Origin of the sequence: Denitratisoma oestradiolicum, assembly GCF_902813185.1 — a bacterium.
Lineage (GTDB): Bacteria > Pseudomonadota > Gammaproteobacteria > Burkholderiales > Rhodocyclaceae > Denitratisoma > Denitratisoma oestradiolicum.
Genome location: NZ_LR778301.1, coordinates 1,557,754 through 1,573,044 on the forward strand (window position 1 = coordinate 1,557,754; position 15,291 = coordinate 1,573,044).

Sequence of the window (15,291 nt, forward strand, 5' to 3'; positions counted from 1 at the left end):
CGCGAATTGCCGTCATTCCCGCGAAGGCGAGAATGACGGGGTCTTGAGCGTTGAATCTACTTAGGGCAACACCGAACAAGTCCTAATGCGTCATTCCGGCGAACGCCGGAATCCAGGGAAATCAACACACTGGACACCGGCCCCGGATCAGGTCCGGGGTGACGTTCCTTCGCCGGTGTGACGGACTTAATCAGCATTTCCTTAGTCGTTCTCGGCAACGGCGGTGTAGCCGGCCGCGTCCAGCAGGGCGTCCAGTTCGGCGGGGTTGCTGGGCTTGATCTTGAACAGCCAGGCGCCATAGGCGTCGGCATTGACGCTCTCTGGAGCATCCACGGCGGCACCGTTGGCGGCGATGATCTCGCCGGAGATGGGGGCGTAGATGTCGGAGGCGGCCTTCACCGATTCCACCACCGCCACTTCCTCGCCGGCCTTGACCACGCGGCCGGCCTCCGGCAGTTCCAGGAAGACGATGTCGCCCAGGGCTTCCTGGGCGTGGTCGGTGATGCCCACGGTGACGGTGCCGTCGGCTTCCAGCTTGGCCCACTCGTGGGACTTGGCGTACTTCAGTTCAGCGGGGATGTTCATGCTTGCATGCTCCGTAATGGATAAAAGCTGTTGGTACTAAATCAGACCCTTGCCGTTGCGGGCGAAGGGGGGCTTGAGCACTTTCGCCTTAAGGCGCTTGTCGCGGATTTCCACTTCCACCTCGGCGCCATCTGCCACCGCCAGGGGAATCCGGGCCAGGGCGATGGAACGTTCCAGGGTGGGGGAGAAGCTGCCGCTGGTGGTTTCGCCTTCCCCGGCGGCGGTGATCACCTTTTGATGGGACCGCAATACGCCCCGGTCCAGCAGCAGCAGGCCGGCCAGGCGGCGCGAGGGTTTCAGGGCCGCCAGGGCCTGGCGGCCGATGAAGTCCCGGCTGGCATCCTTGAGATCGATGGTCCAGGCCAGCCCGGACTCCAGGGGGTTCTGGCCTTCATCCATATCCTGACCGTAGAGGTTCATGCCGGCTTCCAGGCGCAGGGTGTCCCGGGCGCCCAGGCCGCAGGGAGCGATACCGGCTGCGGCCAGGGTGTTCCAGACCCCGGCAGCTTCCTGGGCGGGCAGGGCGATTTCGAAGCCGTCCTCGCCGGTGTAGCCGGTGCGGCCGATGAACCAGGGGCCGCCGGGGCCGTCGTTCCAGTCGGCCCCCTGGAAGGGGATGAGATTTTCCGCCACTGCTCTGGCGCCGGGATAGGCGGCGAGGAACTTCTCCCGTGCCCGGGGGCCCTGGACAGCGATCATCGCCAGGTCCCGGCGGGGCATCAGGGTAATGGCCTGGCTGGCGGCCTGCTGCCCCATCCAGGCCATGTCCTTGTCGGCAGTTCCTGCATTGACGACGATACGGAAGCGTTCCGGGGAGAGGCCGTAGACGATCAGGTCGTCAATGACGCCGCCGTCCTCCTTCAGCATGCAGGAATACAGGGCCTTGCCCGGCAGGGCTAGGAGCTTGGCGCAATCGTTGGCCAGCAGGCGGCGCAGCCAGGGCAGGGCGTCGGGGCCGGTCAGGTCGATGGACAGCATGTGGGAGACGTCGAACATGCCGGCATCCCGCCGCACGGCGTGGTGCTCCTCGATCTGGGAACCGTAATGGATGGGCATGTCCCAACCGGCGAAATCGACGATCTTGGCGCCGGCGACGACGTGGGTCTGGTAGAGGGCGGTGCGTTGGCTCATAGAGGCGGACCCGAAATGGAAAAGGGCGCGAACCATCCGGTTCGTGCCCCATCTGTCCTTGTACCTGAGAGATTGACTCCTTCGGTGGGCACTGTCCGGAGGGTGTTCCGGGTTGCCGCTCTCCAGATTTTTGCTGCGTCGTTGGCCCTTTTGCCTGAGCGGTTCCTGGGGGTTGCGCCTTCGGCGGCATCTCGCTGATAGGGAGGTGCCCTCTCCCAACGACCGGGGCGGATTATGCCGGTCCAGGTACCGAAAGCGCAAGTGTTCCGAAATTGACGCAGCAGCTCCTTGAGGGTGGGCTGGTAGAATTCTGCGATGCAACAATCGACTTCCGAATTTCTCCAACTGCGCGGACGGCGCATCCATGTACGCCTCTGGGGCGAAACCGATGCGCCCCTGTTGTTCCTGCTCCATGGCTGGTGCGAGGTCTCGGCCTCCTTCCAGTTCGTCGTGGAAGCCTTCCAGCGTTCCTGGCGGGTGATCGCTCCGGATTGGCGCGGCTTCGGCCTGTCCCAGTGGAACGACGGTCATTACTGGTTCCCTGACTATTTTGCCGACCTGGACGCCTTGCTCCAGCACTATTCTCCCGACGCCCCCGCCCGCATTGTTGGCCACAGCATGGGGGCCGTGGTTTCCAGTATCTACGGTGGCGCCTGTCCCGAGCGGGTGTCGGCTCTGGTGAACATGGAGGGCGTCGGCCTTCAGGTGCCCACGCCGGAGGATATGCCGGGCCGGCTGGCCCAGTGGATACGCCAGTCCGGGCGTGAGGCTTCGTTCCGTACCTATCCGGACCGGACGGCCTTTGCTGCCCGGTTGCGGCGGGACAATCCCCGCCTGTCGGCAGATCGGGCGGAATACCTGGCCCGGCATCTGGCCCGGGATGTGGAGGGGGGTGTCCGCTGGGCGGCCGATCCCTGCCATCTGTGGGTCAATCCGGTTCGCCTTCAACTGGCCGAGGCCATGGCCTGTTGGCGCCGCATCGAGGCGCCGGTGCTGTTCATCCATGGGGCCGATTCCGTCTATATTCGCGAGGCCTTCGGCTCCCGGCCGGAGGAAATGGACCGCCGGCTGGCCTGCTTCGCGCGGCACCGGGTGGAAACCCTGGCCGACTGCGGCCACAATCTGCATCACGACCAGCCCGAGCAAGTGGCGGCCCTGATCGAGGGTTTCCTGCCATGAACGCCGACCTGCATTGCCATTCCACGGTTTCCGATGGCCGTCTGTCGCCGGCGGAACTGGTGCGCCGGGCCAAGGCCAATGGCGTCGAATTGCTGGCCCTGACTGACCATGACGAGACCGGTGGCCTGGCCGAGGCCCGGGCCGAGGCGGCGCTACAGGCCTTGCGTTTTGTCGATGGGGTGGAGATTTCCTCCACCTGGGGGAACGACCAGACCCTGCATATCGTTGGACTGGGCATCGATGAGCGCCATCCTGCCCTGGTGGCGGGCCTGGCCCAGGTACGCAGCGGCCGGGACGCCCGGGCGCGCCGTATCGCCGAGGAACTGGACCGGGCGGCAATCCATGGCGCCTACGAGGGCGCCTTGCGCCACGCGGGCAATCCGGCCCTGGTGGGGCGCTCTCATTTTGCCCGCTACATCGTTGAGTGTGGCCGGGCCAAGGACGTGAAATCGGTGTTCGACTACTGGCTGGCCAAGGGCAAGCCAGGCTATGTGCCCCATTTCTGGGCCACCCTGGAACAGGCCCTGGCCTGGATTCACGGCGCTGGGGGCATTGCCGTGCTGGCCCATCCGCTCCGTTACAAGGTCAGCAAAAAGGAACTGCGCCAGGTCTTCGCTGACTTCAAGGATCTGGGTGGGCGCGGCATTGAGGTGCTGTCCGGCGCCCAGAACGACAACGAGGTGCATGAAATGGCGCGGGTGGCGCGGGAGTTCGGCTTCCTGGCTTCCCGGGCCTCGGATTTTCATGGCCCCGGCGAAAGCTGGATCGATCTGGGTAAACTGCCTCCCCTGCCCGATGGGCTGACGCCGGTCTGGAGCGAACTGATCTAACGCGCATGGTCGCCAGCACCACTCCCGAGGATGAAAATGCGCAAAGGCCAATCGAACGCCCCCACCCCCATCCCCGCCCCGGGGCGGGGCTACTCATCAGCTCGCTACGCTCGATGATTACACTCGGCTCCGGCGCAGCTTTTTCACGCTAGCGCGAATATTTCCTTGATCCATGTCCCAATTCTTTTCCCTGCATCCCGAACATCCCCAGCCCCGACTGGTTCGCCAGGCGGCGGACATTTTGCGCAAGGGTGGGCTGATCGCCTTCCCCACCGATGCTGCCTATGCCCTGGGCGGACTGACGGGCGACGCGGCCCTGCTGGATCGCATCCGCCGCATCCGCGACGTGGATGAGCGGCATTTGTTTACCCTGATGTGCCGGGATCTTTCCGAGATCGCCACCTACGCCCGGGTGGATAACGCCCAGTACCGTCTGCTGAAGGCCACCACTCCGGGACCCTATACCTTCATTCTCGAAGGCACCAAGGAATTGCCCCGCCGGGTGCTGCATCCCAAGCGCAAGACCATCGGCCTCAGGGTGCCGGATCATTCCCTTTCCCTGGCCCTGCTGGAGGAACTGGGAGAACCCCTGCTGATTTCGACCCTGCTGCTGCCGGGGGAGGAACTACCCCTCTCCGATGCCGAGGACATCCGTGAACGCCTGGAGCGGCAACTGGATCTGGTGATCGAGTGCGGCATCTGCGGCGCCGAAATGACCACGGTGGTCAATCTGGCCGAAGGTGCGCCGGAGCTGGTGCGGGCGGGTCTCGGCCCGCTGCCGCCCCTCGGGCTGTGACAGCCCTCTGTTAGAATCCGCGCCCATCCCATGGACAACCTGATCCAGACTCTGGCGATCTCCGCCATTCCCATTCTTTTCGCCATTACGCTGCACGAGGCGGCCCATGGCTATGTGGCGCGCCATTTCGGCGATCCGACGGCCTGGCAATTGGGGCGCATCAGTCTCAACCCCCTGCGCCACATCGATCCGGTGGGTACGATTCTGGTGCCGGCCATGATCCTGCTGTTTTCCGGCGGTGGCCTGATGTTCGGCTGGGCCAAGCCGGTGCCGGTGAATTTCGGCCGCCTGCGGCGGCCCAAGCAGGACATGCTCTGGGTGGCGGCGGCGGGGCCGGCGGCCAATCTGTTCATGGCCTTGTTCTGGGCACTGCTGCTGAAGATCGTGGTAGGCATGCCGGACTTGGATTACAGTCTGGCCCTGGCGGAAATGGCCCGGGTCGGCATCAGTGTCAATGGGGTGCTGATGATCCTCAACCTGCTGCCCCTGCCGCCCCTGGATGGCGGGCGCATCATGGTGAGCCTGCTGCCGATCAAGGCCGCCATGAAGTTCGCCCAATTGGAGCGCTATGGCATGATCATTCTGCTGGCGCTGTTGTTTACCCATGTGCTGGATATGCTGTTGCGGCCGCCCCTGGTGCTGTACATGGCCCTGATCAAGACACTGTTTGGTTTTTGAATATGTACGCTGAAAGAGTTCTCTCCGGCATGCGCCCCACCGGGCGCCTTCATCTGGGCCACTACCATGGGGTGCTGGCCAATTGGGTCAGGCTCCAGCATGCCTATCCCTGTCTGTTCTTCGTCGCCGACTGGCACGCCCTGACCACGGCCTACGACGAGCCGGGCACCATCACCGACAATGCCATCGATATGGTTGTCGACTGGCTCGCTGCCGGAGTCGATCCGGAAAAGGCCACGATCTTCATCCAGTCCCAGGTGCCGGAGCATGCGGAGCTGCATCTGCTGCTGTCGATGATCACGCCGCTGGGCTGGCTGGAGCGGGTGCCCACCTACAAGGATCAGCAGGAGAAGCTGACCCACAAGGATCTGACCACCTACGGCTTCCTCGGCTACCCTTTGCTGATGAGTTCCGACATCCTGATCTACCGGGCCGACAAGGTGCCGGTGGGCGAGGATCAGGTGCCCCATGTGGAGTTCACCCGCGAGCTGGCCCGCCGCTTCAACCATATCTACGGTCGCGAGCCCGGCTTCGAGGACAAGGCCAGGGAGTCCATGAAAAAGCTTGGAGGCAAGGGTGCCAAGTTGTATGGAGAGCTGCGCAATCGCTATCAGGAGAAGGGCGACGGGGAGGCCCTGGAACAGGCTCGCGCTCTGCTGCACGAGGCCCAGAGCCTGTCCATGCTGGATCGGGAACGCCTGTTCGGTTACCTGGAGGGCGGCGGCAAGATGATCCTGGTGGAGCCCGGCGCCCTGCTGACCGAGGCGTCGCGGATGCCGGGGCTGGACGGCCAGAAGATGTCCAAGTCCTACGGCAACACCATCGCCCTGCGGGAGGACGAGGAGTCCATCCGCAAGAAGATACGCACCATGCAGACCGATCCCCAACGGGTGCGCCGCACCGATCCGGGCGATCCGGACAAGTGTCCGGTCTGGCAGTTCCATCTGATCTACTCCGACGATGGTGTCAGGCAGTGGGTGCAGGAGGGTTGTCGTTCCGCAGGCATCGGTTGTCTCGATTGCAAGCAGCCGGTGATCGATGGCGTGCTCAAGGAGCAGGAACCCATGCGGGAGCGGGCGCGGATATACGAGGAAAATCCCCAGGTGGTGAAGGATATCCTGGCCGCAGGGCGTGAACGGGCCAGCATCCTGGCCCGGGAAACCATGGCTGATGTGCGGGCGGCCATCGGGGTGAGTTACGGCTGAACGCCCATGGACGAGGTCGCCAGCATCGAAGAACTTGCCCCTCTGGTCGCTCATCCGGTCAAGGTCTATGGGGAGCTGATGGCAGAGATGCCCCGGGATCTGTACATCCCGCCCGATGCGCTGGAAGTCATTCTGGAATCCTTCGAAGGCCCCCTGGACCTGCTGCTGTATTTGATCCGCAAGGCCAACGTCAATGTACTCGACATTCCGATGGCGCCCCTGACTGCCCAGTATCTCAAGTACGTGGATGCGATGCAGAAGCGGCGCAATCTGGAGCTGGCGGCCGAATACCTGCTGATGGCGGCGATGCTGATCGAGATCAAGTCCCGCATGTTGCTGCCGCGCCCGCCCAAGGCCGAGACCGGCGAAGCGGAGGACCCCCGGGCCGAACTGGTGCGCCGTTTGCTGGAGTATGAACAGATGAAAATGGCGGCGGCCAAGATTGATGCCCTGCCCCAGGCCGGACGTAATTATGAATGGGTAACCGTGTGGATCGCCGACAAGGTGGTGGAACGCCAGCCGGAAGTCAGTCTGCATGACCTGCAACTGGCCTGGCTGGGCCTGATGAAGCAGGCCCATGTTACCCAGCATCACAAGATCCATCGCGAGGAACTGTCGGTGCGGGAGTTCATGACGGCCATCCTGCGCCGGCTCCAGGGCCGGGGCTTCGTGGTGTTCGAGGATCTTTTCGATGTGGCCCTGGGGCGCCAGGCTCTGGTGGTGAGTTTTCTCGCCATCCTGGAACTGGCCCGTGAAAGCCTGGTGGATATCACCCAGGCCGAGGCATTGGCCCCCATTTATGTGAGAGTTCCCGATGCTCCAACTCTACAAGCCTGAAGATTACAAGCGGGTATTGGAAACAGCCCTGCTGGTGGCGGCGGACCCGGTGCCGCTGGCCGATCTGAAGCGCCTCTTCGACCAGGAGTTCGACGAGGACACCTGGCGTACCCTGCTTGACGACCTGCGTCGGGACTGGGCCGGTCGGGGGGTGGAACTGGTACAACTGGCCACTGGCTGGCGCTTCCAGACCCGGCCCGAGTACCAGTTCTATCTGGACCGGCTGAAAAACGAGAAGCCCCCCAAATATTCCCGTGCGGTGATGGAAACCCTGGCTATCATCGCCTACCGTCAACCGGTGACCAGGGGCGACATTGAAGATATCCGTGGTGTGGCGGTCTCTCCCAATGTGTTGAAGGTGCTGGAGGGGCGCGGCTGGGTGGATACGGTGGGGCATCGCGATGCGCCGGGTCGCCCCGCCCTCTATGCCACGACTCGCAAATTTCTTGACGACCTTGGGTTGCGCAGCCTGTCGGAGCTGCCGCCGCTGACCGAAATCGAAAAGGTGATGGACCTTGCAGAAACCCCGTTCTCCCAAGAAGCGCAGTCCCCTGCGCTCCCCCCAGCCGAAGGCCAAGGCTCCTTCCAGATCTAGGGCGTCCCCGGACGTTCGTCATCCTCCCCGTGTGGAGCCGGGTGCGGAGGAACTGGCGTTCCCGGACTATCTGGAGTCGGTGGAGTTGGTGGGGCAGCCAGTGCCTCACAGCCGCCCCGCAGCGGGCCGTTTTGCCGCCGAAGTCGAGGAAGCCAGCATCAAGCTGCAAAAGGCCCTGGCCGATGCTGGCCATGGTTCCCGTCGGGAGCTGGAACAATGGATCGCGGAAGGGCGGGTCAGTGTCAATGGGGAGCCGGCCCATGTGGGGCAGCGTATCGGCCCCAAGGACAAGGTCCGTCTCAACGGCAAGCTGGTGCAACTGCATCTGGGCTGGTCCCGGTTGCCTCGAGTGTTGCTGTATCACAAGCCGGAGGGGGAAATCGTCTCACGGGATGACCCGGAAGGTCGGGTCAGCGTCTTTGAACGCTTCCCCCGCATTCGCAGTGGGCGCTGGATCACCGTCGGCCGGCTGGACTTGAACTCCTGTGGCCTCCTGGTGGCCACCAACAGTGGCGAACTGGCCAACAAGCTGATGCACCCCCGCTATGGCATCGACCGAGAGTACGCCGTGCGTGTCCTGGGCGAGCTGTCGGACGAGGTTTTGCAGCAGTTGCGGGAAGGCATCGAGCTGGAGGACGGTCGCGCTGCATTCACCCACATTGCCGCGGCGGGGGGGGAGGGGGCCAATCGCTGGTTCCGGGTGACCCTGGCCGAGGGACGGAACCGGGAGGTGCGGCGCATGTTCGAGGCCGTCGGGATCACCGTCAGCCGCCTGATGCGAGTGCGCTATGGTCCCCTGGTCCTGCCGCCCCAGTTGAAACGGGGTCAGTGTCGGGAGCTCAATGAGCAGGAAACCAAGGCCCTGCTGGCAGCCCTCAAGCCGCAAAAAAACCCGAATAATCCGTAGTCTGCTTGCGCCGGAACAGTCCCGCCTGTTACAATTGATGTGTTTATTTGGCACCGTTTCCCGTCGTGGGAGGCGGGCTTACGAAGAATGGGCAGTTTGCCCATTTTTTATTTGTGGCGCGGGAATATGCAGGTTGTTGAATTGATCGAACAGGCCGTGGCAGGCCTTGGGTATGAGCTTGTGGATCTCGAGACGAGTCCGCGAGGTCGCTTGCTGCGCGTTTTTATCGACAAACCCGAAGGGGTCAATGTGGATGATTGCGTCACGGTCAGCAATCATCTGACGCGGCTGTTCATGGCGGAAAACGTCGATTATGACCGGCTCGAGGTCTCGTCGCCCGGTCTTGATCGCCCCCTCAAGAAGCCGGCGGATTACGAGCGTTTTTCGGGTCAGGAAGTGCAGTTGAAGTTGCGGGTGCCTCACGGTAATCAGCGCAATTTCAGCGGTGTGATTGGTGGTTTGCGGGATGGCCTGGTGGTGTTGCGGACGGAGGAGGGGGAGCGGGAGCTTCCCTTCGATAATGTCGAGAAGGCCCGCCTGGTGCCGAAGTTCTGAATTTGGGATTGTGGGAGAGTAAGGAATGAGCCGCGAAATGCTGTTGATGGTGGACGCCCTGGCACGGGAGAAGAACGTCGAGCGCAATATTGTGTTCGGCGCCCTCGAGCTGGCGCTGGCCTCCGCCACAAAAAAACGCATCAACGACGAAGCCGACGTGCGGGTCGAGATCGATCGCAACACGGGTGAGTTCGAGGCCTTCCGCCGCTGGGTGGTGGTGACCGACGAGGAATTCGAGAATCCGGAAAATCAAATCATTCTGGAGGATGCCCAGCAGCAGGTGTCCGAAGTGGTCCTGGGCGATTACATTGAGGAGGCCCTGGAGCCCATAGACTTCGGACGCATTGGTGCTCAGGCTGCCAAGCAGGTGATTCTGCAAAAGATCCGCGACGCGGAGCGGGAGCAGTTGCTCAATGACTTCCTGGAGCGCAAGGAGCATCTGGTTACCGGCGCCATCAAGCGCATGGAAAAGGGTAACGCCATCATCGAGGCCGGACGGGTCGAGGCACTGCTGCCCCGGGATCAGATGATTCCCAAGGAAAATCTGCGGCCGGGGGACCGGGTGCGGGCCTGGCTGAAGAAGATCGACCGAGCGGCTCGGGGGCCCCAGTTGATTCTGTCGCGGACGGCGCCAGAGTTCATCGTCAAGCTGTTCGAACTGGAAGTCCCGGAAATCGAGGAAGGCCTGCTGGAAATCAAGTCGGCGGCCCGGGATGCCGGTATTCGCGCCAAGATAGCCGTCAAATCCAACGATCCCCGAGTCGACCCCATTGGCACCTGCGTTGGCATGCGGGGCTCTCGTGTCACGGCGGTGACCAATGAATTGTCCGGCGAACGGGTCGATATCGTGCTCTGGTCGGCGGATCCGGCTCAGTTTGTGATTGGTGCCCTGGCGCCGGCCGAAGTCATGTCCATCATGGTGGATGAGGAAAAGCACGCCATGGACGTGGTGGTGAGCGAGGACAACCTGGCCATCGCCATCGGGCGTGGCGGTCAGAATGTCCGCCTGGCCTCGGAGCTGACTGGCTGGACCATCAACCTGATGACGATCGAGCAGTCCCAGCAGAAGCAGGAGGCCGAAAGTTCGGCGATCCGGTCCCTGTTCATGGAAAAGCTCGATGTGGACGAGGAGGTGGCCGACATCCTGATCCAGGAAGGGTTCTCCACTCTGGAGGAAGTGGCTTACGTGCCCTTGGCGGAAATGTTGGAAATCGACGCTTTCGACGAGGCGACGATCAACGAGTTGCGTGACCGAGCCCGTAACGTGTTGCTTACCGAAGCCATTGTGGATGAGGAACAACTGGAAAATGTCGAGGACGCCCTGATCAACCTGGACGGCATGGACAAGGCTCTGGCCGCCAAGCTGGCCAGGCACGACATCAAGACTTTGGACGACTTGGCAGATCTGGCAGTCGATGAGCTGGTCGAAATCACCGGCATCGATGATGCACGGGCCAAGGCATTGATCACCAATGCGCGGGCCCACTGGTTCGCGGATGAAGCATAAATAAAGGGAACGACCATGGCACAAATGAGCGTTGCCCAATTTGCGACAGAACTTAAGATGCCGGCAGCCGTGCTGCTGGAACAACTGGGAAAGGCCGGAGTGGATAAGTCCGCTGCCAACGATCTCTTGTCCGAGCAGGACAAGACCCGGCTACTGGACTACCTGCGCCGCTCCCACGGGGAAACCGGGGCCAAGGCCAAGATCACCCTGACGCGCAAGCAGACCAGCGAGATCAAGGCCGCCGATGCCACTGGCAGGGCACGTACCATTCAGGTCGAGGTGCGCAAGAAGCGGGTGCTGGTGAAGCGGGATGTGGCAGAGACAAGCTCCACCGATGAGTTGCCGGTGCCGGCGGACGAGGTGCCTGTCGAACCAGTGGCCGAGACGGTGCAGCCTCCGGTGGTCGAGATTCCTCCCGAGGTTCCTGAAGTCGCCGTGGTGCCGGAAGAGGAGCCTGTACCCGAGCCAGAACCGGAATTGCCTGTTGTCCCGGAAGCGCCGGTCGTCGAGCCGGTGAAAGCTGCCGCGCCGGTGCGAATCTCGGTGATCAATGATGAGCAGCGGGCCATCCGGGCTGCGGAGGCCAAGCGGCATGCCCAGCTCTCGGCCATTCAGGCGGCCGAATTGAAAGAAAAGCAGGCTAGGGAGGCCCGAGTACGGGCCGAGGCCGAAAAGCGTCAGGCGGAACTGGTCAGGAAGGCTGCCGAGCCGCCCCGCGCTGCTGCGGCGCCGGCCGAGGCCGGCGTATCCGGCACTCTGCACAAGCCGGTGGCCAAGCCTGCCGGTGAAAAGAAACCGGAAAAGAAGGCCAAGGAACAGCCTGCATCGACCTGGAAGGATGATGCCGCCAAACGGCGTGGCGGACTCAAGACCCGCGGCGATACCGGCGGTGGCGCCGGTGGCTGGCGTGGCGGGCCCCGGGGCCGCCAGGGTGGTCGTCATGGACATGGCGATCAGTCGATGCCTGCTCAGCAGGTGGAAGCTATCGTTCGTGATGTCCATGTGCCGGAAACCATCAGCGTGGCCGATCTGGCCCACAAGATGTCGGTCAAGGCCACCGAGGTCATCAAGGCCCTGATGAAAATGGGCATGATGGTGACCATCAACCAGCAACTGGACCAGGAAACCGCCATGATTCTGGTGGAGGAATTGGGCCACAAGGCCTTTGCCGCCAAGCTGGACGATCCGGATGCCTTCCTCGACGAGGATCACGATGAAGAGCACAGGGATGCCGAGCTGCTGCCCCGTGCCCCCGTGGTGACCGTGATGGGTCACGTGGACCACGGCAAGACTTCTCTGCTCGACTATATCCGTCGCGCCAAGGTGGCGGCGGGCGAGGCGGGCGGTATCACTCAGCATATCGGCGCTTACCACGTGGAAACCGAGCGAGGCATGATCACCTTCCTCGATACGCCGGGCCACGAGGCCTTTACCGCCATGCGTGCCCGGGGTGCCAAGGCTACCGACCTGGTGATTCTGGTGGTGGCGGCCGATGATGGCGTGATGCCCCAGACCAAGGAAGCCATTCACCATGCCAAGGCCGCCAATGTGCCCTTGGTGGTGGCGGTGAACAAGATCGACAAGCCCGGTGCCAATCCCGACCGGGTCAAGCAGGAGCTGGTGGCCGAAGGCGTGGTGCCCGAGGAGTACGGCGGCGATTCCCCCTTTGTAATGGTGTCGGCCAAGACCGGCCAGGGTATCGATGAACTGCTGGAAAACGTGCTGCTCCAGGCCGACGTGCTGGAACTGAAGGCAGCCAAGGATGCGCCGGCCAAGGGCCTGGTGATCGAGGCCCGGCTGGACAAGGGCAAGGGGCCGGTAGCCACGGTGCTGGTGCAGTCCGGCACTCTGCGCCAGGGCGACGTGCTGCTGGCGGGCCAGGTCTATGGCCGGGTTCGCGCCATGCTGGACGAGAACGGCAAGCCCATCAAGGAGGCGGGGCCTTCCATCCCGGTGGAAATCCAGGGCCTTTCCGATGTGCCCGCCGCTGGCGACGAGACCATGGGTCTGGCCGACGAACGCAAGGCTCGGGAGATCGCCCTGTTCCGTCAGGGCAAGTTCCGCGACGTGCGACTGGCCAAGCAGCAGGCCGCCAAGCTGGAGTCCATGTTTGATCAGATGGGCGAGGGGGAGGTGAAGTCCCTGGCCCTGATCGTCAAGGCCGACGTGCAGGGCTCCCAGGAGGCTCTGGTCCATGCCCTGGTCAAGCTCTCCACCGACGAGGTCCGGGTCAACGTGATCCATGGTGCTGTGGGCGGCATCAGCGAGTCCGACGTGAATCTGGCCTCGGCTTCCAAGGCGGTCATCATCGGCTTCAATACCCGTGCCGATGCAGGCGCACGCAAGGCAGCCGAAGCCTTCGGGGTGGATATCCGCTACTACAACATCATCTACGATGCCGTGGATGAGGTGAAGGCAGCCATGTCCGGGATGCTCTCACCGGAGAAGAAGGAAAATATTATCGGCATGGTGGAAATTCGCCAGGTGTTCCGCATTCCCAAGGTGGGCGCGGTAGCCGGTTGTATGGTGACCTCCGGGGTGGTGCGGCGCAATGCCCATATCCGCCTGCTGCGCAACAACGTGGTGGTGCATAGCGGTGAGCTGGACTCCCTGAAGCGCTTCAAGGACGATGCCAAGGAAGTTCGGGAAGGTTTCGAGTGCGGTCTGTCCCTCAAGAACTTCTCGGACATCAATGAAGGTGACCAACTGGAAGTGTTTGAAATCCAGGAAGTCGCCAGGACTCTGTAAAGTTCCGCCCATGCCCAGCCAACGAGGTTTTTCCCGGGCCGACCGGGTCGTCGAGCAGATCCGCCGCGAGTTGGCGGATCTGATCCGGCTGGAACTCAAGGATCCCCGAGTCAGCCTGGTGACCCTCACCGATGTGGAGATCACGCCCGACTACGCCCACGCCAAGGTGTTCTACACCACCCTGGCGGGGCCAGATCAGCGGGCGGAGATCGACCGGGGCCTGAAGCGCAGCGCCGGTTTCCTGCGCCGCGAGTTGGGGCGGCGGGTGCGTATCCACCATACGCCGGAACTGCATTTCGTCTATGACAACTCGGTCGAGCGGGGCACCCAGCTTTCGCAACTGATCGACGCGGCAGTCGAGTCGGACAAACCCCAGTGAGTGCGCCCCGCCGTGCACCGCGCCGTCCAGTGGATGGCGTGCTGCTGCTCGACAAGCCCACCGGCCTGACTTCCAACGCCGCCCTGCAAAAGGCTCGCTGGCTGCTCAACGCCGCCAAGGCCGGGCACACCGGTACCCTCGATCCCCTGGCTACGGGCCTCCTGCCCCTGTGCTTCGGCGAGGCCACCAAATTCGCTGGTGAACTTCTGGACGCGGACAAGGCCTATCGGGCCACCATCCGCCTGGGCGTCACCACCGATACCGCGGATGCCGAGGGCCATGTGCTGGAGACCCGGCCGGTGGAGGTGGATCAGGCTCGGCTGGAAGCCGTCCTGGCGAGTTTTCGGGGGGGGATCGAGCAGATTCCTCCCATGCACTCGGCTCTGAAGCGGGACGGCAAGCCCCTCTATGAATATGCCCGACAGGGCATCGAACTGGAGCGCAAGCCGCGCCGGATCACCATTCATGCCCTTGAACTGCTGTCCCTGGAGGGGGAACTGGCGGTAATCGATGTGGCTTGCAGCAAGGGAACCTATGTGCGCACCCTGGCGGCGGACATCGGCGCCCTGCTGGGTTGTGGTGCCCATCTGGCGGCCCTGCGCCGCACCCGCATCGGCGGCCTGCGGGTCGAGGACGCGGTGGCCCTGGACGTCTTCGAGGCCTTGACTCTGGAAGCGCGGGACCGTTGTCTGGCGCCCCCCGATACCCTATTGGCCGAACTGCCGGTGGCAACATTGAATGCGGCGGAAACCGAGCGGGTGCTTCATGGGCAGGGTGTGCGCTGGGAAGGTCGCTCGGGGGATCGCTGGCGCTACTATGGGATCAATGGTGCCTTTCTTGGCCTGGGGGAACTCTCCACCGATGGCTGGCTGAATCCCCGCCGCCTGATCGCCTCACGTCCTGAAATCTCCGGAAGTATTTGATTCTTGCGGCCAGCCGGGGTCATCGTTATAATCCGCGCCTTCCTTCGATGGTCGGGGGAAGGCAGAATGCAGGGCTCTATCAAACCGGGGCGGCATTCTTTGATCAACAGCGTTTGAGAGATAACACACATGGCTATCACCACTCCCGCCAAGGCCCAGATCGTGGCCGACTACCAGCGTGCCCAGGGCGACACGGGTTCCCCCGAAGTTCAGGTGGCCCTGCTGACCGCCCGCATCAACGATCTGACCGGTCACTTCAAGGAGCACACCAAGGATCACCATTCCCGCCGTGGCCTGCTCAAGATGGTCAGCCAGCGCCGCAAGATGCTGGACTACCTGAAGCGCAAGAACGCCGACAGCTATCGTGCGCTGATCGAGCGTCTCGGCCTGCGCAAGTAAGCAGCACCGATGCCCACGGGGGCAGATTGACGAGCCG

General features: G+C 63.1%; 16 protein-coding genes and 1 riboswitch. Of the genes, 14 read left to right on the forward strand and 2 right to left on the reverse strand.

Annotated elements, in window-relative coordinates:
• Positions 1-201: 201 nt before the first annotated feature.
• The gene (gcvH, locus tag DENOEST_RS07155) at positions 202-585 is read right to left on the reverse strand and encodes a glycine cleavage system protein GcvH (RefSeq protein ID WP_145769768.1); all 384 of its coding nucleotides are present in this window, start codon (positions 583-585) and stop codon (positions 202-204) included.
• 36 nt (positions 586-621) lie between these two features.
• On the reverse strand, positions 622-1,716 hold the full coding sequence (gene gcvT, locus DENOEST_RS07160) for a glycine cleavage system aminomethyltransferase GcvT (protein WP_145769769.1): 1,095 nt from the start codon (positions 1,714-1,716) through the stop codon (positions 622-624).
• A 132-nt stretch (positions 1,717-1,848) separates the two neighbouring features.
• Positions 1,849-1,944: riboswitch (glycine riboswitch) on the reverse strand.
• Positions 1,945-2,031: 87 nt separating this feature from the next.
• On the opposite strand from gcvT, the gene DENOEST_RS07165 reads away from it, so the two are divergent.
• From DENOEST_RS07165 to rpsO, 14 genes are all read left to right on the forward strand, one after another.
• Positions 2,032-2,895 (forward strand): alpha/beta fold hydrolase, encoded by an 864-nt coding sequence (locus DENOEST_RS07165; protein WP_145769770.1) that lies wholly within the window; start codon positions 2,032-2,034, stop codon positions 2,893-2,895.
• Positions 2,892-3,725 carry a 3',5'-nucleoside bisphosphate phosphatase gene (locus DENOEST_RS07170; protein ID WP_145769771.1) on the forward strand — a complete coding sequence of 278 codons (834 nt, stop codon included), beginning with the start codon at positions 2,892-2,894 and terminating at the stop codon, positions 3,723-3,725. The genes DENOEST_RS07165 and DENOEST_RS07170 overlap by 4 nt, the downstream gene beginning before the upstream one ends.
• Positions 3,726-3,897: 172 nt before the next feature.
• Positions 3,898-4,521, forward strand: coding sequence for an L-threonylcarbamoyladenylate synthase (locus DENOEST_RS07175; protein ID WP_145769772.1), 624 nt, complete (start codon positions 3,898-3,900; stop codon positions 4,519-4,521).
• Between the two features lie 30 nt (positions 4,522-4,551).
• Complete coding sequence (locus tag DENOEST_RS07180) at positions 4,552-5,199, forward strand: site-2 protease family protein (RefSeq protein ID WP_145769773.1); 648 nt, start codon at positions 4,552-4,554, stop codon at positions 5,197-5,199.
• Between the two features lie 2 nt (positions 5,200-5,201).
• Positions 5,202-6,404, forward strand: a complete 1,203-nt coding sequence (locus tag DENOEST_RS07185) for a tryptophan--tRNA ligase (protein ID WP_145769774.1) — start codon at positions 5,202-5,204, stop codon at positions 6,402-6,404.
• Between the two features lie 6 nt (positions 6,405-6,410).
• Positions 6,411-7,241: a segregation and condensation protein A gene (locus DENOEST_RS07190; RefSeq protein WP_145769775.1), complete on the forward strand. Its 831-nt coding sequence runs from the start codon at positions 6,411-6,413 to the stop codon at positions 7,239-7,241.
• Positions 7,219-7,836, forward strand: coding sequence for an SMC-Scp complex subunit ScpB (gene scpB / locus DENOEST_RS07195; RefSeq protein WP_145769776.1), 618 nt, complete (start codon positions 7,219-7,221; stop codon positions 7,834-7,836). Before DENOEST_RS07190 ends, scpB begins: the two co-directional genes overlap by 23 nt.
• Positions 7,837-7,867: 31 nt before the next feature.
• The gene (gene rluB, locus DENOEST_RS07200) at positions 7,868-8,743 is read left to right on the forward strand and encodes a 23S rRNA pseudouridine(2605) synthase RluB (protein ID WP_232096460.1); all 876 of its coding nucleotides are present in this window, start codon (positions 7,868-7,870) and stop codon (positions 8,741-8,743) included.
• A 126-nt stretch (positions 8,744-8,869) separates the two neighbouring features.
• Positions 8,870-9,298, forward strand: a complete 429-nt coding sequence (gene rimP / locus DENOEST_RS07205; protein ID WP_145769860.1) for a ribosome maturation factor RimP — start codon at positions 8,870-8,872, stop codon at positions 9,296-9,298.
• Between the two features lie 25 nt (positions 9,299-9,323).
• Positions 9,324-10,805 carry a transcription termination factor NusA gene (nusA, locus tag DENOEST_RS07210; RefSeq protein ID WP_145769778.1) on the forward strand — a complete coding sequence of 494 codons (1,482 nt, stop codon included), beginning with the start codon at positions 9,324-9,326 and terminating at the stop codon, positions 10,803-10,805.
• Positions 10,806-10,820: 15 nt separating this feature from the next.
• Positions 10,821-13,553, forward strand: a complete 2,733-nt coding sequence (gene infB / locus DENOEST_RS07215; protein ID WP_145769779.1) for a translation initiation factor IF-2 — start codon at positions 10,821-10,823, stop codon at positions 13,551-13,553.
• A gap of 10 nt (positions 13,554-13,563) precedes the next feature.
• The gene (gene rbfA, locus DENOEST_RS07220; RefSeq protein ID WP_145769780.1) at positions 13,564-13,932 is read left to right on the forward strand and encodes a 30S ribosome-binding factor RbfA; all 369 of its coding nucleotides are present in this window, start codon (positions 13,564-13,566) and stop codon (positions 13,930-13,932) included.
• The gene (gene truB / locus DENOEST_RS07225) at positions 13,929-14,855 is read left to right on the forward strand and encodes a tRNA pseudouridine(55) synthase TruB (RefSeq protein ID WP_145769781.1); all 927 of its coding nucleotides are present in this window, start codon (positions 13,929-13,931) and stop codon (positions 14,853-14,855) included. Before rbfA ends, truB begins: the two co-directional genes overlap by 4 nt.
• A gap of 129 nt (positions 14,856-14,984) precedes the next feature.
• The gene (rpsO, locus tag DENOEST_RS07230; RefSeq protein ID WP_145769782.1) at positions 14,985-15,254 is read left to right on the forward strand and encodes a 30S ribosomal protein S15; all 270 of its coding nucleotides are present in this window, start codon (positions 14,985-14,987) and stop codon (positions 15,252-15,254) included.
• Positions 15,255-15,291 lie beyond the last annotated feature (37 nt).